The following is a 23,409-nucleotide window of genomic DNA, read 5'->3' on the forward strand; positions in this document are numbered from 1 at the left end:
GTCCTGGGTCCTTGCTGTTCAGACGTTGGGGTGATCGGGGGCCGGCTGCGGGTCCAGGACGGACTTCGCGATATTGACCGCGCTCATGGCGGCGGGCCACCCGGCATAGAAGGCGGCATGGGTCAGGGTCTCGACGATTTCTTCCTGGCTGAGGCCGTTCTCCCGCCCGAGCTTGAGGTGGAACGGCAGCTCGTTGACCCGGTAGAGCGCCGTCAGCATGGCGATGGTGACCAGGCTCCGGTCGCGCTTCGACAACTGCGGCCGGCGCCACAGGTCGCCGAAAAGCACTTCGTCGGTATAGTCGATCAGCTTCGGGGCGAAGCCCGACAGGCTGGCGCGCACCGCTGCCGCGGGATCGTCTTTGCCGTCCATGTTTCCGTCCTCCCGCCGCCGCCGCGCCGTTATTCAAACATTTGTTTGGTTATTGATGCCACAGCGTAAAGCCGAGTTCAATCCGTTTCGTCACCTTGGCCGTCGCGCAGGAGCACTTGCGGGACGCCGGACAGGCGAATATTCAGGGAGGGGAATCCAGAGGAACAAGCAATGACGACCCGGCGCGCGGAAGCCAACAATCGATTGGACACCATCATCGATGCCGGTGCCCGCTGTTTCGCCAAGGCCGGCTACGACGCGACGACGATGCGGGACATCGCGGCCTTGACGGGCATCCTGCCGGGCTCGATCTACTATCATTTCAAGTCGAAGGAAGACCTGTTCGTCGCGGTGCACGACGCGGCGATCGAGCGGATCTGCCGGGGCGTCACCCGCGCGATCAAGCCGGGCGCCGAGCCATGGGCGCGGCTGGAGCAGGCGGCATCCGGCTACCTGGACAGCATGCTGGGCAACGACGCGATGTATGCCGCCCTGATCGTGATGGAGTTTCCCCGCCGCCGGTCGCAGCCGCTGCGCTCCAAGCTGATCGCGCAGCGCGACCGCTTCGAGCGGCTGTTCGTCGACATCATCGAGGACCTGCCGCTGAAGGAGACGGTCGATCGCCGCTATTGGCGCCTGGCGCTGATGGGCATGCTGGCCTGGACCCATGTCTGGTACCGGTCGAACGGCGATTCGCCGAAGGTCATCGCGCAGAAGCTGGTCGAACTGCTGCGCGACCAGACCGGGGCCTGACCGCCCCCGGTCAAGGCCAGGGGCGCTTGGGGACGTGGATCAGCGCCTCGCCCTCGAGCACGACCTGCCCGTCGACCAGGCAGAGCGTCGTCAGGCGGATCCGGCATTTTTCCTCGTCGATCGCCGCGACCGAGGCCCGGACGACGACCTCGTCGCCGATGAACACCGGTTTCCGGAACGACAGGGTCTGTCCCATGTAGATACCGTTCCGGGCCGGCAGCTCCATGCCGATGATCTCGGTGATGAAGGAGGCGGTCAGCAGGCCATGGGCCAGCCTTCGGCCGAAGCGGGAACCGGCGGCGAAGTCCTCGTCGACGTGCAGCGGGCTGTAGTCGCCGGTCAGGGCGGCGAAGGTCCGGATCGTGTCGTCGGTGATGCGGTGGCGCCGTTCGGCGGTCTGGCCGACATGGAGATCGTCGAGGAAAAGATCGCCTGCAATCGGATAGGTCATGGTCGGGGCTTTCCGTCAGGCGGCCGAAATGCCGCCGTTGATGCTGATCGCCTGGCCGGAAATGCGGCTGGCGGCGGGACCGGCGAGGAAGACCACCGCCTCGGCCACGTCGGCCGCGGTCGGCACGCCGAGATGGGCCATGGCGGTCGCCTTCGAGAACAGCTTGGCGGCGAACGGATCGGCATTGATGCGGTCGAAGGTGCCGGTGCCCGAAACCAGGGACGGCGTCACCACGTTGACCCGGATGCCGTTCCGCTTGGTCTCCATCGCCAGGGTCCGCGAGAACATCACGACCCCGGCCAGCGCCGCGCCGATGGCCGCCTCGCCGACCGTCGCCAGCTTGGCGGCGTCCGAGGCGACGCTGACGATGGAACTGCCCCGTCCCATCAGCGGCAGCACCGCCCGGCAGACATGCATGACGCTGAGCAGCCAGTGGCGGATCACGCCCTCGATCTCGTCAGGGCCGGTCAGGTGGAACAGTTTCGGCATGAAGTCGCCGCCGGCCGAGTTGACCAGCAGGCCGAGAGGGCCGGGGAGGATCGCGGAAGCCCGCTCCGCCAGCGTCCTTGCCCCGCCGGCGGTCGAGGCGTCGGCGGCGACGAACGCGAACCCCGTGCCGGGGGCGATGGCGCGCAGCCGTTCCAGGGCGGCCTGGCCCCGCGCCTCGTTCCGCCCGTTCAGAATGATCAGGCCGGTGCCCGAGGCGGCGAGAAGGGCGGCGACCTCGAGGCCGATGCCCGAGGTTCCGCCGGTGATCAGCGCGCTGGCCGGCATGGCCGGCCGGGGCGGACTTTGCGGTTCCGTCGCCATCGTCATACCGCCTTCCGGGCCCGCATCGCCTCGATCTCGGCGGCGTCGTAGCCAACCTCCTTCAGCAGCGCATCGGTATCGGCGCCAAGGGCGGGGGCCGGCTGGAGCGCGTTCGGCGTGACCCCATCCATGCGGATCGGGCAGGCGATGTGCTGCAGCCGGCCCTCGACGGGGTCGTCGACCCAGATCACGGTGCCGCGGGCCTTGGCATGGGGGCTTTGCAGGGCTTCCCGGGGCGAGAGCACGGGGGTGACGCAGGCTTCGTGCTCGGCGAAGATCGCCAGCCATTCGGCCTGGGTGCGGCGGCGGAAGGCGGCGGCGATCAGGCCGCGCAATTCCGCCTCCTCGTCCCCTTCCGCCCATTGCCGGTCGATCCAGTCCTCGAGCCCCAGGACCCGGCACAGGTTGACCCAGAATTTCGGCTCATAGGCGCCGGTGACCAGGTGGCGGCCGTCGGCGGTTTCGTAGACGGAATAGAAGGGCTTGTCGAAGGGGGCGTCGAACGGGCTCGGCTCCGCCTCATGCCCGGGGACGTTCCAGCGCGTGGTCATGAAGGACAGCCAGGAAAACAGGCCGTCGGCCACGGAAATGTCGACCACCCGCGCCTTGCCGCCGCGCTCGCGCTCGACCAGCGCGGACAGGATGCCCGCAATCGCCATCAGGCCGCCGCCGCCGATATCGGCGACGGGCAGGGCGGTGGCGCGGGGCTGGGCCGCCGTGCCGTTCACATAGTGCAGCACCCCCGTCATCCCGAGATAATTCAGGTCGTGGGCCGCGAGCTGGGCATAGGGCCCGGTCTGGCCGAAACCCGACAGGGAACAGAAGACCAGCCGGGGGTTGCGGGCCTGGATGACCTCCGGGGCAAGGTTCAGCCGCGCCATGACCCCCGGGCGGAACCCTTCCAGAAGCACGTCGGCGGTCTCGCAAAGCCGCAGCAGGGCTTCGCGCCCGGCCGGATTCTTGAGGTCCAGGGTAATGCTGCGCTTGCCGCGGTTGAGGGCAAGGAACTGCACGCTCTGGACCTTCACCCGGGGTTCGGTCCAGCGCCAGTAGTCGCCGTCGCCCGGCTGTTCGACCTTGATCACTTCCGCGCCGAGGTCCGCCAGGGTCTGGGTGCAATAGGCGCCCGGCAGCAACCGGGTCAGGTCGAGGACCCGGATACCGGCGAGCGGGGCGGGTTGCCCGTCGGTGGCTGCTGTGTTCGATCGAGCCTGATCCATTCCTGTTCTCGCTCCCGTGATTTCTGCTTCTTCTCCTGCTGGCGCAGGGTGGCATACAAAGCCCGGTAATTCAAACGGTCGTTTGTTTTATGGCGGGGTTTGCCGCCTGGTCGGCCGATGCCGCTGGGGAATCATCGTGCAGCGGCGGGCATTTCGATTTTCGGGCTTGAATTCAAACTATCGTTTGGTTTATTGGGGGCGAAGCAGAAACCAGACCGCGGCGAAATCGCGGCGCGCCGGGGAGGAACGCATGAAGCGTGTTTCGCGGATCTCCGCACATGGGCCGGGCGCCGCCTCGGCACCGCTCCACTCGCGTTGCGCCTGAGTGGGGCGAGGCACCGCCCGCCGCGCCAGGTCGGGCGGGCGGTGCCGGCCGCCGTCCTGTCGCCGCCTGAACACCGCCTGAGGGGAGGGAAATTCATGGAAGACGTCGTGATCTATGGCCTGCTGCGCGGCGGCATCTATGCCATGGCGGCCTTCGGCTTCACCCTGGTGCTGGGGGTGATCGGGGTCGTCAACTTCGCCCATGGCGCCCTCGTCGTCTTCGGCGGGCTGCTGACCGAATATCTCGGGCGGATGCTGGGCCTGCCCTATCCCGTCGCCCTTGCCGGCGCCGCCTGCGGCACCGGGCTGCTGGCCGTGGTCGCGCAGCGCTTCTTCATCGCGCGGACGTTCAAGCTGGAACCCCTCATGGTGCTGGTGCAGACCTTCGGCATGGCGGCGGTCATCACCGAGCTCGGCATCCAGGCCTGGGGCGGCGAGGAGCGGATGGTGCGGCTGGAGACCGGCCTGCCGCCCGGCTGGTTCCTGGGCGAGACCTTCGTGCCGTCCTTCGACCTGCTGATCTTCCTGGTCAGCCTGGCGTCGACCGGGCTTCTCTTCCTGCTGCTGTCGCACAGCGGCTTCGGGCGCGCGCTCAGGGCCTGCCGGGACCGGCGCGAGTCGGCGCAGCTTTGCGGCATCAACCTGAACGCGACCTTCGAGCGGACCATGTTCGTCTCGGGGCTTTGGGCCGGGCTGGCGGGCGGCATGTTCGTCACCCTTGGCCCGCTTGCGCCCTATATGCACTTCACCTGGACGGTCGACGCCTTCCTGGTCATCACCATCGGCGGGCTCGGCAGCATCGTCGGCGCGCTGGTCGGGGGCTTCATCTTCGGCGTGCTCAGCTTCGGCGCGTCCTTCTATGTCCCGACCGCGGCGCCGGCCGTCATCTTCAGCGTCCTGCTGCTGTTCCTGATCCTGCGGCCGCAGGGTCTCTTCGGTACCGGCCCCGCGCTGCGGAAATGAGGCTGCGATGACCCGATTCTTCACCTTCGCCTGGAACCTCCGCACCGGTGCCGTGCTGCCCCAACTCGCCTGCCTCGGGCTGTTCCTGCTCGCCGTCGCGCTTCTGCCGCTGCTCGTCAACGATTACTGGGTGCGCCTGTTCACCTTCGTCTTCATCAACATCGGCCTGGCGACCTCGTGGAACCTGATCGGTGGCTTCGCCGGCTATGCCAGCTTCGGCCACGGCGTCTTCTTCGGCCTCGGCGCCTTCGTCAGCGCGATCGGCACCGTCCGCTACGGCCTGCCGCTGCCCGTCTGCATGCTGGCCGCGGGGGCGGTGAATGCCGCCATCGCGCTGCTGTTCACGCCGATCATGCGGCAGAAGGGGCTTTACTTCGCCCTTTCGACGCTGGCGGTCATGCTGGTGTTCGAGACCGTGCTGCAGCGCTGGACCTTCACCCGGGGCCTCGGGCCCTATGATCTCGGCTGGAGCGTGGAGCCGGCGATCGGCCTTGCCGGTTTCTATTACCTGTTCCTTGCCCTGCTGGCCCTGGCGGTCGGGGGCATGATCGTGATCGCCCGCTCCCGCCTCGGCTATGCGCTGCATGCGATCAGGAAGGACGAGATCCTGGCGGCCTCGATCGGCATCCGCACGACCCGCTACAAGGTGATCGCCTTCGCCCTCAGCGCGATCTGGCCCGGCATCCTGGGGGCCGTCTTCGCGCCCTTCATTTCCTTCGTCTCGGTCCAGAGCGTGATGGATGTCTCGATCACGCTGAACATGATCCTGATCACCATCTTCGGCGGGGCGGGCACCATCCTCGGCCCGATCGTCGGCGGCATCGGCCTTTCGGTCATCGACCAGATCGCCTGGGGCAATTTCCTCGAATACCACCGGCTGATCTACGGCGCCCTCATCGTCTGCATCATCACCTTCCATCCGGGCGGGCTGGTCAGCCTGTTCTGGTCGATCGCCGGCCGTCTCCGGCGCCCCGACCGGGAACAGCGCGCCGGCGATGCCCCACCCCCGCCCAAAGCCTGAGGACGACATCATGACTGCCACGGCCCCCTTGCTCCAGGTCCGGGAAATCTCGCGCCGCTTCGGCGGCATCACCGCCCTCAACGATGTCTCCTTCGAGGTGCATGACGGCGAAATCGTCGGCCTGATCGGGCCGAATGGCGCCGGCAAGACGACGCTGTTCAACCTGATCTCGGGCCTGCTGCCGCCGTCGGGGGGCGAGATCAGCCTTCGCGGCATCCCGCTGTCCGGCCTTCGCCCCGACCAGATCTGCGCGCTGGGCGCGGTGCGCACCTTCCAGTCCGCCTCGCTGCTGTCCGGGATGACGGTCTGGGACAATGTCCATGTCGCCAGCCTGTTCCGGGAAGAGGAACGGGCGGGCGGCGAAAGCGCGGCCGACTGCACCCGGCGCGTGCTGCGCCTGTCCGGGCTCGAGGCGCGGCGGAACGCCCCGGCCGAAGCCCTGACCGTGAGCGAGACCAAGCGGGTGGAGATCGCCCGCGCGCTGGCGACAAACCCGCGCCTGCTGATGACGGACGAGATCCTGGCCGGCCTCAACGCGATCGAAAGCGAGGAAATCCTGGCCATCCTGGCGCGGCTGCGGGGCGAGGGGATCGGCATCATCTTCGTCGAGCACGACGTGCGCGCGGTGATGAAACTGTGCGACCGGGTCGTCGTCATCGCCCAGGGGCGCAAGCTGACCGAAGGGGCGCCGGACACCGTTGCCCGCATGCCGGAGGTGATCTCGGTCTATCTCGGCGGGCGCTATGCTCAGGGTCTCTGAGTTCCTGGGCGGCTACCACCGGGGTGCCCGGGTGGTCGACGGCATTTCCTTCGACCTGGGGGAGACGCCGGTGACCAGCATCGTCGGCTCTAACGGGGCGGGCAAGACCAGCCTGCTGCGCGGCATCTGCGGCCTTCTGCCTTGGTCGGCGGGCGCGGTGCAATTCGCCGGCGAGGCGATCGGCCACCTGCCGCCGCACGAGATCGCCCGGCGCGGCATCCGCATGGTGCCGGACGGGCGCGGCACCTTCCCGACCCTGTCCGTGCTCGAAAACCTGCGGGTCGGCGGCCACGGCCTCAAGGCGGCCATCGTCGCCGACCGCGTCGAGCGGGAACTGGCCCGCTTTCCCCGCCTGCGGGAGCGGCTGCACCAGGCCGCCGGCATGCTGTCCGGGGGCGAGCAGCAGATGCTGGCGATCGCGCGGGCCATGGTCGCCGATCCCCGCCTGCTGATCCTGGACGAGCCGTCGCAGGGGCTTGCCCCGCTGATCGTCGACCAGATCTTCGAGCTTTTGCCGCTGCTGACCGCGCAGGGCGTCCATATCCTGCTGATCGAGCAGGATGTCGGGCGCGGGCTCGAGGCCAGCGACCGCGGCATCATCCTGGAAAAGGGGCGCATCACCCTCGAAGGCGACAGCAGGCTGCTGCTGGCCGACGAGCGCGTCCGCGAATCCTTCCTTGGCATCGCCTGAACGAAGAGACCCGACATGACCGATGAAGCCCCCCTGCTCTGGAGCCCGCTGACCATCCGGGGCCTGACGCTGCGCAACCGGGTGATGATCTCGCCCATGGCGATGTACAGCGCGGCCGACGGCCGGGCGGACGACTTCCACCTCGTGCACCTGGGGCGTTTCGCCCTGGGCAGCGCCGGCCTCGTCTTCGCCGAGGCGACGGCGGTCAGCGAACAGGGACGGATCACCCATGGCTGCGTCGGCCTGTGGCACGACGACCAGATCCCGGGCTTTCGCCGCATCGCCGATTTCCTCCATCGCTTCGGGGCCGCCGCCGGCATCCAGCTTTGCCACAGCGGCCACAAGGGCTCGTCGCAGCGGCCCTGGCACGGCGGCGGCCCGCTTGGCCCCGCCGACCTCGAGGCGCGGGGCGAGGCGCCCTGGCCGAGCCTCGGCGTGACCGAGACGCCCTTCGGCACCGGCTGGCCCCAGCCCCGGCAGGCGACGGCGGCCGATCTCGACCGGCTGGTGGCGGATTTCGCCGAAGCCGCCCGCCGGGCGGATGCCGCCGGCCTCGACGTGATCGAGGTGCATTGCGCCCACGGCTATATGCTGCATTCATTCCTGTCGCCGGTGTCCAACACCCGGACGGACGGTTATGGCGGCGATCTGGCCGGGCGCATGCGCTTTCCCCTGCGCGTCGCGGCGGCGGTGCGCGCCGCCTTTCCGGCGGAAAAGCCGGTCTTCGTGCGGGTGTCGGCGGTCGACGGCGTCGACGTCGGCTGGACCATGGAGGATACGATCGTCTTCGCCAAGGCATTGAAGGCGATCGGCATCGATGCCGTCGACTGTTCGACCGGCGGCATGATGCTGGCCCGCCAGCAGATGCTGATCTCGCGCAGCCCCGGCTTCCAGGTCCCCTTCGCGGCGGGGGTCCGGCGCGAGGCCGGTATCGCCTCGATCGCGGTCGGCCTGATCCGGGACGCGACCCATGCCGAGGAAATTCTTCAGGCGGGCGACGCCGATCTCATCGCCATCGCGCGGGAGGCGCTGGTCGATCCCAATTGGGCGGCGGAGGCCGCGCTGCGGACGGCTGGCGACGGCGGCTGGCAGCAATGGCCCGAACGCTTCGGCTGGTGGCTGATGCGCCGGGCCCGGCAGCAGGGCGAGAGCTTCGGCCCGAAGAAGACGTCCTAAAGCGCGAGGAGCCGCGATGGCCAAGCTGATCACCCTCTACAAGCGCCCGGCCGGCATGGCGGTCGAGGAATTCCAGGCCCGCTTCCTCGAGGAAGAGGTCGCCGCGGCGCGCCGGCTGCCGGGGCTGCTGCGCCATGTCCAGTCGCACGGGCTGGTCCAGGGCTACCGCAAGGGCGAGCTTCTGTTCGACGGCATGTCCGAATGCTATTTCGCCGACGCGGGCGCCGCCCGGGCCGCGCGCGGCGCGGTGGACGCCAGCGGTTTCGCCGATCCCCTGCGCACCGTCCACATGCCGGTCGAGGTTCATGTCGCCAAGGACGGCCGGGCGGTGCCGGGGGCGGTCAAGAACATCGAATTCGTCAATCGCCGCCCGGGCATGGCCCTTGGCGCCTTCCGCCATTACTGGCGGTCGGTGCACGGCCCCTTGGGCGCCACCATCCCGTCGATCCTGCGTTACGAGCAGAACCACCTCGATCTCGGCGACTACGAGCTGGGGGTGCCGCCCTATGACGGGCTGGCGATCACCTGGTTCGAATCGACCGCGGCCATGCGCGCCGGCGCGGAGACGCCGGAATATGAGGTAACGCGCGAGGACGAGGCGAATTTCCTGCCCGACGGCCACCTGCCGATCATCATCACGCGGGAAGTCCACGACAGCGCCGCCTGAGCCCGGGCAAGGGCGGCGAAGGGGGGGAGGGGCGGGGCCTGCGGGTCCCGCCCCTTTCATTCAGCGCGCGGCGGCGCGGGCGCGGGCGGCCGGGCCGCGATCGTGCAGGTCGCTGTCCGGCGTCCGGTCGCGCAGGACGTATTTCTGGATCTTCTGGTTCGCCGTCTTCGGCATTTCCCGCCGGAATTCGATGAAGCGCGGCACCCAGAAGCGCGGCATCTTTTCCTCGCAATAGGCCCAGAGGTCGGCGGCCGGAAGGCTTTCGCCCTGGCGCAGCACGACGACCAGCTTCACCTCGTCCTCGCCAAGCTCGGAGGCGACGGCGACGGCCGCGCATTCGAGGATGGCCGGGTGCAGGTTGACCACCGCCTCGAGCTCGTAGGACGAGATATTCTCGCCCCGGCGGCGGATCGCATCCTTCTTGCGGTCGAGGAAGTAGACGTAACCGTCTTCGTCCTGCCAGGCATTGTCGCCGGTGTGAAACCACAGATTACGGAAGGCTTCGACCGTCGCCTCGGGCGCGTTGTAGTATTCCTTCATCATCGAATGGGGCCGCCGGGGCCGGATCAGGATCTCGCCCTGGCGGCGCGGCGGCACCGGCTCGTCGTTCTCGTCGGCGATTATGACCTCGAAGGTTTCCGTGTTCGGGCGCCCGCAGGACCCGGGGCGGCGTTCGCCGTGGTAGTCGCTCATGGTGACGATGCCGTTTTCGGTCGCGCCGAAGACCTCGACGATGCGGCAGTTGAAGCGGCGCTCGAACTCGACGTTCTGCGGCCCGATGTAGAAGGCCCGGGCCGGCTGGTCGGCGTCGTCGGGCCGGGCCGGCTGTTTCAGCAGGATCGGAATCATCGAGAAGATGCCGTGGGCGATGTCCGCCTTGTAGCGCCGGACTTCGTCCCAATAGGTGGAGGCCGAGAATTTCGGCACGATCGCGATGCGGCCGCCCATCAGCATCGCCGGCAGCACCCCCAGCCAGGCGCCGATGGCATGAAACAAGGGCAGCGGGGTGAAGATCGCCTCGCCCTCGCGGAAGGCGGTCGCCCTGGTCCAGTCGCGGGCGAAGCTGATGACGTGGCCGTTGGTCGCGAGCACGCCCTTGGACGGCCCGGTCGTGCCCGAGGTGAAGCTGATCGCGTGAGGATCGCCATGGGCGACGGCGATGCCGGGATCCGCCGCCGGGGCATCGAGCACGGCCGCGAAATCATGCAGCGCCACGTGCCCGGCCAGGGCGGCGACGGCGTCTTCCAGGCCGGTTTCCGGCCAGGGGCCGGCGATGATGACGTGGCGCAGCTCGGGCAGCCCGGCGACGACGGCGGCCAGCCGCCCGACGAATTCCGTGCCGATAATGATGTGGGTTACATCCGCCTTGTCGAGCTGGTAGCGCAGGATCTCGCCCTTGTAGTCCGTGTTGATCGGGACATAGAGCGCGCCGATGCGCGCCGCGCCGAACCAGGCCTGGAGGAATTCGAGGCTGTTGCGCATGAAGATCGCGACTTTGCCGCCGCGGTCGAGGCCACGCCCGATCAGGCCGTTGCCGACCTGGCTGGCCTGATCGTCGAAGGCGCCGAAGCCGATGCAGGCGTCGCCGAACTGCAGGAATGTCCGATCTCCAAAGCGCTCGGCCGCCCGGTGCAACAAGGTCCCGACGACCCGCTCTTCGGATGCCAGTGCCAGCAAGATTCCCTCCCTTGGGCTTTCGCTCGTCCGTCGTATCTGTATCAAACAAACGTTTTGATAACAACATGCCGGATCGCCATATTGCTGGCATCATTGGTAAAAATTGAGTCCACAAAACAAACAACTGTTTGATATAAAACTGACGCCCGGCAGCAGAATCCGGGACGGCCAAGGTCCATCGGGGAAACGTCCATCGAAAGGGAGAACGCCCGTGCTTCAGCCCAAACCTTCCAGTGATCATGCGCCCAGCCGGCGCAGCCTGCTTCAGGCGGCGGCGGGTGTCGCGGGGGCGGCCGTCGTCGGCCTGCCGCGCCTCGGCCGTGCCCAGGCGGCCGGTACCGTCCATTTCGGCGCTTCGCTGCCGCTGACCGGCGCCTACGAGAAAGTCGCCAAGGTCTATCGCGACGGCTACGACTTCTGGACCCGCACGGTCGGCGGGCGGATCGAGGTCGCGGGCATGCCGATGGCGGTGAAGTGGTCGGTCTATGACGACGAGAACAATGCCTCGCGCACGGCCCAGCTGACCGAGAAGCTGATCAGCGACGACAAGGTGAACTGCATCGCCGGCGCCTATGGCACCGACACCGTGCTGGCGCAGGGCGCCATCGCGGGCCGGCACGGGCGGGTCCTGGTGCAGGCGGGGGCGGCCTCGACGCGGGTCGACGAGGAAATCGGCGGCAAGACCGCCTTCACCCTGGTCGGCGGCGCCAAGACCTACCAATTGCTGGCGGTCGATTTCCTCGCCCGGCAAAATCCGAAGCCGAAGACCGCGGGCATCGTCATCATCGACGACCCGGTCTATCAGGAACATGCGATCGGCATCCGCGAGCGCTGCGCCCAGCACGGGATCGACATCGTGTTCGAGGATGTGCTGCCGCCGAACGTGCAGGACCTGCGCCCGACCGTCTTGAAGATGAAGCGGGCGGGGGAGATCGACCTGGTCTTCAATACCGGCTGGGACCTGATCTGCATCAAGCTGGTCCAGGAAATGTCGACCCTGGGGGTCGTGCCCAAGGCTTTCGTCGGCGGCCACCTGACGACGACGCCGGCGGTGAAACAGTCCCTGGGCAGCAAGCTGCGCAATGTCATCGGCGTCACCTTCTGGACCCCGGCCCTGCAATACAAGGATCCCCATTTCGAGGGACCTCGGGCCTTCCTGGCCAAGTTCGAGGAAACATTCGGCTATACCCCGACCTATCACGCCGCGGCGGCCTATTCCGTGCCGCTGCTCTACCAGATGGCGCTGAAGGACGCCGATCCGGCCGATCCGTTCAACCAGGAGCATATCCGTCAGAATCTGCTGAAGGTGAAGACGGAGACGGTCTGGGGGCCGATCTCGTTCAACGAGCGCGGCCGCATCCAGCGCGAGGGCGTGCCGGTCATCCAGTGGCTGGGCGACGATCCGGTGGCGACGGTGGTCTATCCCGAAGCGCTGGCGACGGCGCCGGGGGTCTATCCGCGCGGCCCCTGGGGCTGAGGCCGGAAGGCGGGCGGCGGGCGAGGGCCCGCCGCCTCATTGCGCGGTCTGGAAGCGCAGCTGTTCGACCAGCTTGCAGGCGATGGCCTGGGGGCTGTCGGTCCCTGCCCGGTACCAGACATGGGTCCAGGCCAGCATGCCCATCAGGGCCAGGCGCCAGTAACGGCGGTCGACGGACTCGCGCAGGGGCAGTTCATCGATGATGCCGGTGAACAGGCGCTCGAAACGGTCGCGGTGGGAGACCAGGGCGGAGCGCAGCTTGCGCGACCGGCGCTTGGGAAATTCCGTCACGATCAGGGTGGCATAGACGGCGTCGGCCCCCAGCATGCTGTCGAGATAGCCGGTCGCGGCCTGTTCCAGCCGGGTCCAGGGTTCGGTGCCCGGCTTTATCGCGCGGAGAACGCCGCGGCAGACGCGCTCGATCGCGGCATCGTGCACGGCCAGGAACAGGTCTTCCTTCGACTTGAAATGATAGTAGATCGACCCCGGCAGGATCCCCGTCAGGGCGGCGATGTCGCGCATGGTGGTCGCGTCGTAGCCGGCCTTGGCAAAGCTGTGCGCCGCCGCGTCGATGATGATGTCCAGCCGGTTGCCGGAATCGGCGTGTGGACTCGTTGCTGGCTTCGCCTGCCTTCGACTCATGTCACACCACTCTGCTGGTCACGGTTGGCGAGCACGGCCGGCGGTCGCGGCCGGCGATCACTGCCGGTCGGCGATGGCGGGTCGGCGACGGCGGCGCTCCGGGAAATATCCAAACGCTTGTTCTATTGCACAGAAACCCCGGCCCCAACAACCCCATTAGCGCAGCCGCCCCATGCGCTGCCGTCAGCTCAAACAAACAACCGTTTGATTTCTGAATTTGAGGCGCTAGTCTGATGGCGATCCTGGCGGGGCGTTTCGGGTTTGGTGGAGCGTCGGGCCCTGAGGGCGGCACCCGGGAATGAGTACAGCAGGGAGGCGAGCGTGAATTTCGAACTGGCTCCGGAGCAGCTTGAACTGCAGCAGATGGTGCGGAACTTCGCCCGCGCGGAGATCGCGCCGGTGCAGGAGCGCATGGATCGCGACCATGCGTTTCCGTTGGAGCTCTGGCGCAAGTGGTCGGCCCTTGGCATGCCCGGCATCCTGATCCCGCCGGAATACGGCGGCAGCGGCCTCGATTCCCTGACCTACATCCTGGCGATGGAGGAAGTGGGCACGGTCAGCCAGACCTTCGCGCTGATCTGGCAGGTCCATGTCATGGTCGCGAACATGTATGTGCACCTTGGCGACGAGGCGCAGAAGCAGCGCTGGCTGCCGCAATTCGCCAGCGGCGAGAAGCTGGGCGCCTTCGGCCTGACCGAGCCGGACGCCGGCTCCGACGCCGGCGGCCTGCGCACGCGGGCGGTGCGCGACGGCAACGACGGCTGGATCATCAACGGTAACAAGATCTTCATCAGCAACGCCGGCACCGAGATCAGCGACGGGCTGGTGCTGATGGCGGTCACCGGGGAAAAGCCGGGCGGCGGCAAGGCGATCTCGTGCTTCACCGTGCCGGCGGGCACGCCCGGCTTCGAGCTTGGCCAGTCCTTCGACAAGATGGCCTGGCACGGCATGGACAACCGCGAACTGGTGTTCCAGGACTGCCGGGTCGGCAACGACATGCTGCTGGGCACCGAGGGCGCCGGCCTGAAGCAGGCCCTCGGCGGGCTGAACCTGGGGCGGATCGTCTTCGGCACGCTGGGCGCCGCGCTGAGCCGGGCCTGCCTCGAGGTGACTCTGCCCTATGCCAAGGAACGCAAGCAGTTCGGCCAGTCGCTCAGCTCGTTCCAGATCACCCAGACCAAGCTCGCGGACATGGCGGCCCATGCCGAGGCGACCCGCCGTTTCGCCCATTACGTCGCCTGGAAGCACAGCCGCGGCGAGGATGTCCACAGCGATGCCGCCATGCTGAAGCTGGTCGGCACGCGGCTTGCCGGTCAGTCGGCGCGCGACGCCTACCAGATCCACGGCGGTTACGGCTTCATGCACGACTATGAGGTGAACCGGCTTTACCGCGAGGCGCAGATCCTCGAGATCGGCGAGGGCACCAACGAGATCCAGCAACTGCTGATCGCGCGGGCACTGGGGTGCTGAGGCCGGTCATGACCGATATGCGCGAAACCGCCGCCCGGCTCTATCGCTCGATGTGCGAGATCCGCACCTTCGAGCTGATCGCCGCGGAACGTTACAAGCAGGGCGATCTGCCGGGTTTCATCCACCTTTCGCTCGGGCAGGAAGCCTGCGCGGCGGGGGCCTGCGGCGCCCTGACTGCCGACGACTACGTCACCAGCACCCATCGCGGCCATGGCCATTGCCTGTCCAAGGGCGCCGACCCGCGCCGGATGATGGCGGAATTGTTCGCCAAGGCCGAAGGCTATGGCAAGGGGCGGGGCGGCTCGATGCATATCGCCGATGTCGCCGCGGGCGTCCTTGGCGCGAACGGCATCGTCGGCCAGTCCATGGGCCTTGGCGTCGGGGCCGCGCTGTCGCTGCAGATCCGCAAGGTGCCCGGCTGCGTCGTCGCCTTCTTCGGCGAGGGCGCTTCCGGGGCGGGCATCGCCCATGAGGCGATGAACATGGCGGCGATCTGGCGCCTGCCGATCATCTTCTTCTGCGAGGTGAACCGCTACGCCGAGCTTTCGCCCTACAGCGTCCATGTCTCGCTGGACCGCCTGGCGGATCGGGCGGCGGCCTATGGCTTCCCGGGCGTCACCGTCGACGGCGAGGATGTGCTGGCCGTCCATGCCGCCGTCGACGCGGCGGCGCAGCGCGCCCGCGCCGGCGCGGGGCCGACCCTGATCGAGGCGAAGACCTATCGCTGGCACGGCCATTACGAGGGCGATCCGCAAAGCTACAAGACCAGGGCCGAACGCGAGAACGGCCGCGCTTTCGACCCCATCGCCCGCCTGGAACGCGAGGCGCCCGCCCTCGGCCTCGACGCCGGCGTGCTCGCGGGGCTGAAGGCGGCGGCCGAGCAGCGCATCCGCGATGCCGCCGAATGGGCGTCGGGCCTTCAAAGCCCCGCCCCGGAAACCATTCTTGAAGACGTTTACGCGGAGTAGGCCGATGGCACGCCTCAAGTATTACCAGGCGCTGACCCGTGCCCTGCAGGAAGAGATGGCGCGGGACGAGCGCGTCATTCTGATGGGCGAGGATGTCGGCGCCAGCGGCGGCATCTTCGCGCAGACGCGCGGCCTGCACGCCGCCTTCGGCCCGGACCGGGTGCGCGACACGCCGATCGCCGAGAACGGCTTCGTCTCGGCCGCGGTCGGCGCGGCCATGACCGGGCTCCGTCCGGTGGTCGAGGTCGGTTTCGAGGATTTCCTCACCTGCTGCGCCGAACCGCTGGTCAACCAGGCGGCCAAGCTGCGCTACATGCTGGGGGGCCAGGTCGGCATTCCGCTGCTGCTCTATACCTTCGGCGGCGGCGGCGTGAACGCGGGGCCCCAGCATTCCCAGAACCTGGCCGCCTGGTTCGCCCATATTCCCGGCCTGAAGGTCGTGATGCCGTCGACGCCGGCCGATGTCCTCGGCCTGGTCAAGGCGGGGATCCGGGACGACAACCCGGTGATCTGCCTGCTCAGCAAGAAGCTGATCGGCAGCAGCGGCCCGGTGGCGGAGGCGGGCGAGGATTTCCTGCTCCCGATCGGGCAGGCGGACGTGAAGCGGCGGGGCAGGGACCTGACCATCGTCGCCTTCGGCCAGATGGCGCTGCATGCCCTGACGGCCGCGGAAAGCCTGGCCGCGCGGGGCATCGAGGCGGAAGTGATCGATCCCCGTTCGGCAAGCCCGCTGGATACCGCGGCCATCATCGCCTCGGTGCGGCGCACCGGCCATCTGTGCGTCGTGCACGAGGGTTACGGCCCCTGCGGCCTGGGCGCCGAAGTGGTGACCGTGGTCGTCGAACAGGCGATGGATGCCCTGCGCAAGCCGCCCCGCCGGCTGACCGCGCCCTTCGCGCCCAGCCCCTTCACCCCCGTGCTCGAGACGATCTACATGCCGGGCGCGGCGCGGATCGAGGCGGCGGCCATCGACCTGCTGGCGGCGTGAGGGCGCGATGACCGAGACCATCGACGTCCAGACCCGGGGCAGGGCCCGCTGGATCATCCTGAACCGGCCGGCCCGGCTGAACGCGATCAACAGCACCTGCATCCGCGAATGCCGCGCCGCCCTTGCCGGCGCGGCGGCGGATGCCGCGATCCGCGCGATCGTCTTCGCCGGCGCGGGCGACCGGGCCTTCACCGCCGGGGCCGATATTTCGGAACTGGCGGGCTTCGGCCCGGCCGAGGTGCTGGCCTACAACCGCGGCTGGCTCGACCTGTTCCGCGAGATCGAGCTGTGCCGCAAGCCGGTGATCGCGGCCGTGCACGGCTGGGCCACCGGCGGCGGCACCGAATTGTCGCTGGCCTGCGATTTCGTGCTCTGTGCCGACGATGCCCGTTTCGGCCTGGCCGAGATCAACATCGGCGTGATCCCCGGGGCGGGGGCCGCCGTCCGCCTCACCCGCTGGCTGGGACGCCTGCGGGCCAAGGAAATCCTGATGCTGGGCCGGACCATGTCCGGTGCCGAGGCGGTCTCCCTGCACCTGGCCAACCGCTGCGTCGCCGCCGACCGGCTCCAGGCCGAGGTCCAGGCCCTGGCGGACGAACTGGCGGAAAAGGCACCGCTCGCGCTGGGGGCGGCCAAGGCCAGCGTGAACGTCGGCGCCGAGGCCGGCTTCGACGTCGCCCTCGAATACGAATTGCAGGAATTCGTGCGGCTGTTCACCAGCCACGACCAGAAGGAAGGCATGCGGGCCTTCCTCGAAAAGCGCAAACCCGACTACCAAGGAATCTGAGCATGAAGATCCGCGTCAAGGTGCCGAAGCTCGGCCTGACCATCGAGGAAGTGATCCTCGCATCCTGGGACAAGCCGCAGGGCGCCACCGTCGCCGTCGACGATGTCATCGCCACGGTCGAGGCCGACAAGGCGAATTACGAAATCTATGCCCCGGCACCGGGCCGCCTGACGGTTCAACTGGTGGAACAGGGGGCGACCGTCGCCGTCGGGGCCGAGCTTGCGATCATCGAGACCTGAGATGGCGCTGCCCGGCACCGTGCATGTGAACGGCCGCTGGTTCGACGACCTGCGCGAAGGCGAGGTCTTCTGGACCCAGGGCGTCACCCTGACCGAGGAGGCGGTCATCCGCTTCGCCCTCGAATGGGATGTCCAGCCGTTCCATGTCGATGCCGAGGCGGCAAGCACCTCGATGTTCGGCGGCCTGATCGGCAGCGGCTTGCAGACGGTGATGCTCACCTACCGGCTCTACCACATGCTCGGCCTGGTCGAGGGAACGGCCAAGGCCGGGCTCGGGATCGACGGCATCCGTTTCCTGAAGCCGACGCGGCCGGGCGATACCCTGCGCGTCCAGGTGACGGTGGCGGCATTGCGGGCATCGAGGCAGGCCGGCCGGGGCATCGCCACCATGGCCATGGAAACCTACAACCAGCGGAAGGAACTGGTCCTGACCATGACGCTGTCGGCCCTCGTGGCACGGCGGCCGTCACAGCCCGAAACCGCATGAACGAGAACGCGGCGGACCGGTAGAAGCCGGCCGCCCAAGGGGATCCGGTGCCTGTCGGTGCCGGATGGCTGCGCGGCCGTTGCCGCGGGCAAGGGAGGCCCGTGTCCGAAGCACGGGCATAAAGGGAGGCAGAAATGTGGAAGGGTAGCATTATCCTAGCGGCGCTGGCGTTGCCGGCGACCGCCATGGCGGCGGATCCGGCGATCGAGGACCTGAAGCGCCAGATCGACGCGCTGCAATCGAAGGTCCAGGCCCTGGAAGGCCGCCAGCAGGCGACCGAGGTGAAGCAGGAACAGGCGCTGACCGAGGACGACCTGAAGGGGAGCATGCCGGGCTCGATCCGGATCCCGGGGACCTCGACCTCGCTGAAGATCGGCGGCTATGTCAAGCTCGACGGCGTCTACGACTTCGGCGGCCCGAGCGGCAGCACCGCCTCGGCCGACGGCATTCCGATCGGCGGCGTGCCGGTGCGGGACAACCAGTTCCAGTTCAATGCCCGCCAGAGCCGGATCAATATCGCGACCGAGACGCCCTTCGACGACATCAAGGTGCGCAGCTTCATCGAGGTCGATTTCTACGGCACGGGCGGCAACGAAGCGGCGTCGAACAGCGCCGGCATCCGCCTGCGCCAGGCGGTGGTGACGGCCGGCGCCTTTACCGTCGGGCAGACCTTCACCACGCTTTACGATGCCGCCGCCGCCACCGAGACGCTGGATTTCGCCGCGCGTCCCGGCGAAACCTCGATCCGCCAGCCGCTGGTCCGTTATACCTGGAAGCAGGGGCCCGGCGCGCTGGCGGTGTCGCTGGAAAACCCGGAAAGCGACTTCACCGGCAATGTCGCCGCCAACAGCGCGGTGCCGACCGCGCTCGGCAGCGTGCCCAACCCCAACTTCGACCATGTGCCCGACCTCGTCGGCAGCTATACCTACAGCTTCGACTGGGGCCATCTCTCGGCCCAGGGCCTGCTGCGCCAGGTCAGCGTCGACAACGGCACGGTCGAGGATTCGGTGGTCGGCTACGGCCTCGGGCTTTCCGGCTCGATCAAGCTGGGCGGCAAGAGCAAGCTGATGTTCCACGGGCTGTACGGCAGCGGCATCGCCCGCTACTTCGCGCTGGGCTTCGGCGGTTCGGCGTCTTTCGACGGCACCTCGCTCGACGCGCAGACGGCCTGGGGCGGCGACGTGACGCTGCAATACTGGTGGACCGACACGGTCCGCTCCAACGTCGCGGTGTCCTATCAGGATGTCGATTACAACAGCATCGCGCTGGCGTCGGCGAACAAGGAACTCATGTCGGTGCATGCCAACCTGATCGCGACCATTCTGCCGCCGCTCGACGTCGGCATCGAGTACATCCATGCACGGCGCGAGACCTTCGGCGGCCTGGACGGCGATCTCGATCGCCTGCAGGCGTCGGTCATCTATCGCTACTAGGGGGAAGGGCGTGCGGGGGTGGCAACGCCCCCGCAGCCCCGGCCTCAATAGGCCCGGCGAAGGACCTCGATGATGTCGTCCTTCGAGGTGACGGGGCGCGGGTTGGTCGCCACGATCATGTCGCCCAGGGCATCGGTCGCCAGCCGATCGAAATCGGCCTCGGTCACGCCTACGTCGCGCAGGCGCCAGGGCTGGCCGAGATCGCGGATCAGGGCCAGGACCGCGTCGCGGCCGGCCTGCCCCGCCGCCACGGGGGCCAGCCCGGCGGTCTCGGCCCCCAGAAGCGCGGCGATCCAGCGGTGCTTGTCGCCGACATGGTCGCGGTTCCACGCCATGACCGCCGGCATCATGACGCAGGAAGTAATGCCGTGCGGTACGTTGCAGCGCGCCCCCAACTGGTGGCCGATGCCATGGCTGAGGCCCAGGCTGACATTGGCGAGGCCGCAGACCGACATCCAGGTGGCGATCTGCGCATTGACCCGGGCGGCAAGGTCGCCCGGGTCGCGGATCGTCCGCCGCAGGCACAGGGCCAGCGTCCCCAGGGCATGGGCCGCCAGCGCATCGGTGAACGGGTGGGCATCGCGGGACGAGATCGCCTCGATGCAGTGATCGACCGCCCGCATGCCGGTCGAATGCCACAGCCAGGCGGGGGTCGCCAGGGTCAGTTCGGGATCGAGGATCAGCGCCCGCGCGGTCAGCTTGCGGTCGATGTAGAGGTCCTTGACCTTGCGCTCCTCGTCCGTGATGCCGACGAAATTGGTCGCCTCGCCGCCGGAAAGCGTGGTCGGAAGCGCCACCATGGGCAGGCAGGGGCCGCCGATCGACGGGATCTCGACGGTCGAGGGCGAGGTGAAGCGCGCCCGCATCCGGGCAAAGCCCGCCGCGTCCCCGATGTCTTCCGCCAGGGCCAGGACGGCGCCCTTGCCCGTGTCGTTGGGCGAGCCGCCGCCGAGCGAGACGATGCCGTCCGCCTGGACCGCACGCGCGGCGGCGGCGGCCCGCAGGACCGCCGCCGAATGGACGTGCTGTACCGACTCGCTGAAGACGGCGGCGATGCGCCCGCCCGCCGCGGCGGCCACCCGGCCGACATAATCCGTCGAGCCGGCGATGGTCCGCCCGGTGACGAGCAGGGCCCGGCGCACGCCGAGCGCTTCCAGCACCGGGCCGAGATGCGCGATGCTGCCCGGGCCGTAATAGACATCGTCCATCGGCAGCAGCGTGAAGCGGCCGCCCCGTTCAGGCATTTCCGTTGGGAACATGAAGCGTATCTCCGGCCGACGGACGTCAGCCGGCCGAAGCCTTCTCCAATTCGTCCAGAAGGACGGGCACGCCCAGGGTGCAGGTATGCATGCCGAGGATGGAGGTCAGCTGGTAGACCTCCATGATCTCCTGCACCGTCGCACCGTATTTCAGCGCGTTCCTGATGTGGACGCGGAGGCCGGGTTCGTAGAGGTGGGTGGTGGCCGCGTCGATCGCGATATAGATGAATTCCTTCACCTTGGGTTCGAGCCGGCCGTGCTTCCACGGCACGGACGAGAATTCGAGGAAGACGGCGAAGAAATTGGGGTCGAGGGTCAGCAGGGCATCCCAGAAATCGTTCCAATAGCCGCGGTTGGCGACGAACTGTTCCTTCAGCGCCAGCTGCCGGGCATCCATCGGGCGGTCGATCTCGGCGCCGCGGCCGGCCTTGCGCATTTCATCGACCAGCGCCGGCATGCCCATGGTGAAGGTATGCATGCCGAGGACGGAGGTCAGCTGGTAGACCTCCATGATCTCTTCCCGGGTCGCACCGTATTTCAGCGCGTTCTGGATATGGATGCGCAGGCCCGGCTCGTAGAGACAGGTGGTCGAGGCATCGATGGCGATATAGATGAGTTCCCTCACCTTCGGCTCCAGCGTGCCGTGTTTCCACGGAACGGAGGAAAGGTCGAGGTAGGCCTTGAAGAAGTCGGGGCTGAGGCTCAGCAGGCCGTCCCAGAACGTGTTCCAGTAACCGCGGTTGGCGATGAATTCCTGCTTCAGGTCTGCCTCGACGGTACCGGGCGACGGTTCGCGCTCAAGCATGTTCGGTCCTTTCGGAAACGCTGTGGACTGACGCGGCGAGGCCCGCCCCGGCAGCGCGGGGCGGGCCCGTGAGGTTACTTCACTTCGGCCAGCTCGCCGTTCTCGATGCGGACCAGCACGCTGCCGTAATGGGGGTTGTTCTTCTCGTCGAAGGTGAAGGTCCCCTTGCCCATCGGCGTCGGCAGGTCCTTGGTCGCCGCCATGGCGTTGCGGATCTTCTCGCGGTCGCCGCCGCCCGCCGTCTTGATCGCGTTGGCGACCACCATCATCATCGTATAGCCCGTCGCCGCATATTGATCGGGGTCGTTGCCGAACTTTTTGCGGTAGAGTTCGACGAAGTGGACATTGGCCGGCGCCTGCGACGCCAGCAGGTATTCGGTCGGCAGATAGGTGCCTTCGACCGCTTCACCGCCGATCTTGGTATATTGCGGCGTGCTGAGCGAGCTGCCGCCGATGATCCGGGTCGCGGCGTCGAGGCCGGCCTGGCGCGCCTGCAGCAGGACGTTCGCGCCGTTTTCGGGGAAGGTCGAAAGCAGGATGAGATCGGGTTCGAGGGCGACCAGCTTGGTCGCCAGCGCGGTGAAATTGGTCTCGGCGGTGACGATGCCTTCCTCGGCGACGATCTCGACGCCCGCCTTCTCGAAGATTTCCTTCACCGTGTTCTTCCAGGCGACGTAACCGTCGCCATCGCGCATGAAGACCAGGGCGGCGCGCTTGGTCTTCAGGGTGTCGACCGAGTAATGCGCGATGCCCATCATGGTCTGGGCCGGCAGCTCGAAGTTCTTGAAGGCCCAGGGGCCGGCGGCGGTGATGGTCTCGGAGACGCCCATCGCCATCATCGGCACCTTTTCCTCGTTCACGAGGGGGGCGACGGCCGAGGAATGCGCGGTCCCGATCGGGCCGATGATCGCCGACACCCGGTCCAGCTTGGCGAAGCGGGTCGCCAGGGTGATCGCCTGAGCCTTGTCGCTGCCGTAATCCTCGACGATCACCTTCAGGGTGATGTCGCCGAGCATGTTGGTGTCCTTGATCTCGTCGAGCGCGACCTGCATGCCGCGATAGGCGGGAACGCCGTAGGGCGGCGCGGCCGAGCCGGTCAGGGCGGGCAGCAGGCCGACCACGACTTCCTCGGCCCGGACCGCCGGGGCAGTCACGGCCGCGAGGCCCAGCGTCGCCACCAGGCCCAGAATGCCTTTCTTCACCATTTTCATTGTTCCTCCCTCCAGAGTTCTTCTAGCTGGCCGTCGCGGCCAGGGTGCCGAGATAGGATTCGACGACGGTCGGGTTGCGGGCGATATCCTCGCTGGTGCCGTGAAGGACGACCCGGCCCCTTTCGAGGACATAGGCGTAACGGCCGAGGTCCAGCGCGCGGCGCGCGTTCTGCTCGACGACGAGAATGCCGAGGCCCGAGGCGTTGAGGCGGCCGAGCGCCTCGAACACCTGGCTGACCAGCATGGGGGCGAGGCCGAGGCTGGGCTCGTCCAGCATCAGCAGGCGGGGAAAGCCCATCAGCGCGCGGCCGATCGCCAGCATCTGCTGCTGCCCGCCCGAGAGGGAGCCCGCGATCTGCCACCGGCGCTCGGCCAGGATCGGGAACAGGTCGAAGACCAGGTCCCGCTGCCGCGCGGCGGCGGCGGGGCCGGCCCGGCGGTCGCCGGCGGCGAGGATGCCGAGATCGAGATTCTCGGCGACGCTCATCTCGCTCAGGATCTGGCGCCCCTCGGGGACATGGATCAGGCCGGCGCGGGCGATCCTGTGCGGTGACACCCGCCGGATGTCGGCGCCGTCGAAGCTGATCTCGCCCTGGTCGGGGCGGATCAGCCCGCTGATCGTGTTCATCAGGGTGGTCTTGCCGGCGCCGTTCGGCCCGATCAGCGCGACGAGGTCGCCGTCGCCCACCCGGAGGTCGAGCCCGCGCAGGGCGTGAATGCCGTCGTAGGATGCGGTCAGTGCCTTGATTTCCAGCATG

25 protein-coding genes are annotated in these 23,409 nt (G+C 68.0%); 15 read left to right on the plus strand and 10 right to left on the minus strand.

What is annotated here, in order from left to right:
- Positions 1-18: 18 nt before the first annotated feature.
- Positions 19-372 (minus strand): carboxymuconolactone decarboxylase family protein, encoded by a 354-nt coding sequence (locus tag DKG75_RS06390; RefSeq protein ID WP_109920270.1) that lies wholly within the window; start codon positions 370-372, stop codon positions 19-21.
- 171 nt (positions 373-543) lie between these two features.
- Here DKG75_RS06390 and DKG75_RS06395 point away from each other — a divergent pair, with 171 nt between their 5' ends.
- A complete protein-coding gene (locus tag DKG75_RS06395) occupies positions 544-1,125 on the plus strand; it encodes a TetR/AcrR family transcriptional regulator (protein WP_109920271.1) in 582 nt (193 codons plus the stop codon).
- Between the two features lie 10 nt (positions 1,126-1,135).
- On the opposite strand, the gene DKG75_RS06400 is transcribed toward DKG75_RS06395, so the two are convergent.
- The 3 genes from DKG75_RS06400 to DKG75_RS06410 are packed head-to-tail and all read right to left on the minus strand — an operon-like array spanning position 1,136 to position 3,606.
- On the minus strand, positions 1,136-1,576 hold the full coding sequence (locus tag DKG75_RS06400) for a MaoC family dehydratase (protein ID WP_109920272.1): 441 nt from the start codon (positions 1,574-1,576) through the stop codon (positions 1,136-1,138).
- A 15-nt stretch (positions 1,577-1,591) separates the two neighbouring features.
- A complete protein-coding gene (locus DKG75_RS06405; protein WP_208112058.1) occupies positions 1,592-2,392 on the minus strand; it encodes an SDR family NAD(P)-dependent oxidoreductase in 801 nt (266 codons plus the stop codon).
- Entirely contained in the window at positions 2,389-3,606 is a 1,218-nt protein-coding gene (locus DKG75_RS06410; protein ID WP_109920274.1) for a CaiB/BaiF CoA transferase family protein, read from the minus strand. Before DKG75_RS06410 ends, DKG75_RS06405 begins: the two co-directional genes overlap by 4 nt.
- A 420-nt stretch (positions 3,607-4,026) precedes the next feature.
- Here DKG75_RS06410 and DKG75_RS06415 point away from each other — a divergent pair, with 420 nt between their 5' ends.
- Genes DKG75_RS06415 through DKG75_RS06440 form a run of 6 tightly spaced genes read left to right on the plus strand, consistent with a single transcriptional unit; the run spans position 4,027 to position 9,208 of the window.
- On the plus strand, positions 4,027-4,893 hold the full coding sequence (locus tag DKG75_RS06415; RefSeq protein WP_166646471.1) for a branched-chain amino acid ABC transporter permease: 867 nt from the start codon (positions 4,027-4,029) through the stop codon (positions 4,891-4,893).
- Between the two features lie 7 nt (positions 4,894-4,900).
- Positions 4,901-5,914, plus strand: coding sequence for a branched-chain amino acid ABC transporter permease (locus DKG75_RS06420; RefSeq protein WP_109920276.1), 1,014 nt, complete (start codon positions 4,901-4,903; stop codon positions 5,912-5,914).
- A gap of 10 nt (positions 5,915-5,924) precedes the next feature.
- Complete coding sequence (locus DKG75_RS06425; protein WP_109920277.1) at positions 5,925-6,674, plus strand: ABC transporter ATP-binding protein; 750 nt, start codon at positions 5,925-5,927, stop codon at positions 6,672-6,674.
- Positions 6,658-7,365, plus strand: a complete 708-nt coding sequence (locus DKG75_RS06430; protein WP_109920278.1) for an ABC transporter ATP-binding protein — start codon at positions 6,658-6,660, stop codon at positions 7,363-7,365. The genes DKG75_RS06425 and DKG75_RS06430 overlap by 17 nt, the downstream gene beginning before the upstream one ends.
- A 15-nt stretch (positions 7,366-7,380) precedes the next feature.
- The gene (locus tag DKG75_RS06435) at positions 7,381-8,541 is read left to right on the plus strand and encodes an NADH:flavin oxidoreductase/NADH oxidase (protein ID WP_109920279.1); all 1,161 of its coding nucleotides are present in this window, start codon (positions 7,381-7,383) and stop codon (positions 8,539-8,541) included.
- A gap of 16 nt (positions 8,542-8,557) precedes the next feature.
- Positions 8,558-9,208: an EthD family reductase gene (locus DKG75_RS06440; protein ID WP_109920280.1), complete on the plus strand. Its 651-nt coding sequence runs from the start codon at positions 8,558-8,560 to the stop codon at positions 9,206-9,208.
- Between the two features lie 60 nt (positions 9,209-9,268).
- On the opposite strand, the gene DKG75_RS06445 is transcribed toward DKG75_RS06440, so the two are convergent.
- Positions 9,269-10,885: an AMP-binding protein gene (locus DKG75_RS06445; protein WP_166646470.1), complete on the minus strand. Its 1,617-nt coding sequence runs from the start codon at positions 10,883-10,885 to the stop codon at positions 9,269-9,271.
- A 211-nt stretch (positions 10,886-11,096) separates the two neighbouring features.
- On the opposite strand from DKG75_RS06445, the gene DKG75_RS06450 reads away from it, so the two are divergent.
- Positions 11,097-12,362 (plus strand): amino acid ABC transporter substrate-binding protein, encoded by a 1,266-nt coding sequence (locus tag DKG75_RS06450; protein ID WP_166646469.1) that lies wholly within the window; start codon positions 11,097-11,099, stop codon positions 12,360-12,362.
- A gap of 36 nt (positions 12,363-12,398) precedes the next feature.
- On the opposite strand, the gene DKG75_RS06455 is transcribed toward DKG75_RS06450, so the two are convergent.
- Entirely contained in the window at positions 12,399-13,004 is a 606-nt protein-coding gene (locus tag DKG75_RS06455; protein ID WP_109920283.1) for a TetR/AcrR family transcriptional regulator, read from the minus strand.
- 321 nt (positions 13,005-13,325) lie between these two features.
- Between DKG75_RS06455 and DKG75_RS06460 the strand changes: the two genes are divergently transcribed.
- The 7 genes from DKG75_RS06460 (at position 13,326) to DKG75_RS06490 (ending at position 19,376) form a co-directional block, all read left to right on the plus strand.
- A complete protein-coding gene (locus DKG75_RS06460) occupies positions 13,326-14,474 on the plus strand; it encodes an acyl-CoA dehydrogenase family protein (RefSeq protein ID WP_109920284.1) in 1,149 nt (382 codons plus the stop codon).
- A gap of 8 nt (positions 14,475-14,482) precedes the next feature.
- Positions 14,483-15,442, plus strand: a complete 960-nt coding sequence (locus DKG75_RS06465; RefSeq protein WP_109921041.1) for a thiamine pyrophosphate-dependent dehydrogenase E1 component subunit alpha — start codon at positions 14,483-14,485, stop codon at positions 15,440-15,442.
- Between the two features lie 4 nt (positions 15,443-15,446).
- On the plus strand, positions 15,447-16,430 hold the full coding sequence (locus tag DKG75_RS06470) for an alpha-ketoacid dehydrogenase subunit beta (protein WP_109920285.1): 984 nt from the start codon (positions 15,447-15,449) through the stop codon (positions 16,428-16,430).
- Positions 16,431-16,437: 7 nt separating this feature from the next.
- Positions 16,438-17,217 carry an enoyl-CoA hydratase/isomerase family protein gene (locus DKG75_RS06475; RefSeq protein WP_109920286.1) on the plus strand — a complete coding sequence of 260 codons (780 nt, stop codon included), beginning with the start codon at positions 16,438-16,440 and terminating at the stop codon, positions 17,215-17,217.
- 2 nt (positions 17,218-17,219) lie between these two features.
- Positions 17,220-17,456, plus strand: coding sequence for a lipoyl domain-containing protein (locus DKG75_RS06480; RefSeq protein ID WP_109920287.1), 237 nt, complete (start codon positions 17,220-17,222; stop codon positions 17,454-17,456).
- Position 17,457: 1 nt separating this feature from the next.
- Entirely contained in the window at positions 17,458-17,943 is a 486-nt protein-coding gene (locus DKG75_RS06485; protein ID WP_109920288.1) for a MaoC/PaaZ C-terminal domain-containing protein, read from the plus strand.
- A gap of 134 nt (positions 17,944-18,077) precedes the next feature.
- A complete protein-coding gene (locus DKG75_RS06490; protein ID WP_109920289.1) occupies positions 18,078-19,376 on the plus strand; it encodes a DcaP family trimeric outer membrane transporter in 1,299 nt (432 codons plus the stop codon).
- Between the two features lie 44 nt (positions 19,377-19,420).
- Here the strand turns inward: DKG75_RS06490 and DKG75_RS06495 are convergent, their stop codons facing one another.
- From DKG75_RS06495 to DKG75_RS06510, 4 genes are all read right to left on the minus strand, one after another.
- A complete protein-coding gene (locus DKG75_RS06495; RefSeq protein ID WP_109920290.1) occupies positions 19,421-20,635 on the minus strand; it encodes an iron-containing alcohol dehydrogenase in 1,215 nt (404 codons plus the stop codon).
- A gap of 25 nt (positions 20,636-20,660) precedes the next feature.
- Entirely contained in the window at positions 20,661-21,440 is a 780-nt protein-coding gene (locus tag DKG75_RS06500; protein ID WP_109920291.1) for a carboxymuconolactone decarboxylase family protein, read from the minus strand.
- 74 nt (positions 21,441-21,514) lie between these two features.
- A complete protein-coding gene (locus tag DKG75_RS06505) occupies positions 21,515-22,645 on the minus strand; it encodes an ABC transporter substrate-binding protein (RefSeq protein WP_166646468.1) in 1,131 nt (376 codons plus the stop codon).
- 28 nt (positions 22,646-22,673) lie between these two features.
- Positions 22,674-23,408 (minus strand): ABC transporter ATP-binding protein, encoded by a 735-nt coding sequence (locus tag DKG75_RS06510; RefSeq protein WP_109920293.1) that lies wholly within the window; start codon positions 23,406-23,408, stop codon positions 22,674-22,676.
- Position 23,409 lies beyond the last annotated feature (1 nt).

The sequence above is a fragment of the Zavarzinia compransoris genome (assembly GCF_003173055.1).
Taxonomy (GTDB): domain Bacteria; phylum Pseudomonadota; class Alphaproteobacteria; order Zavarziniales; family Zavarziniaceae; genus Zavarzinia; species Zavarzinia compransoris.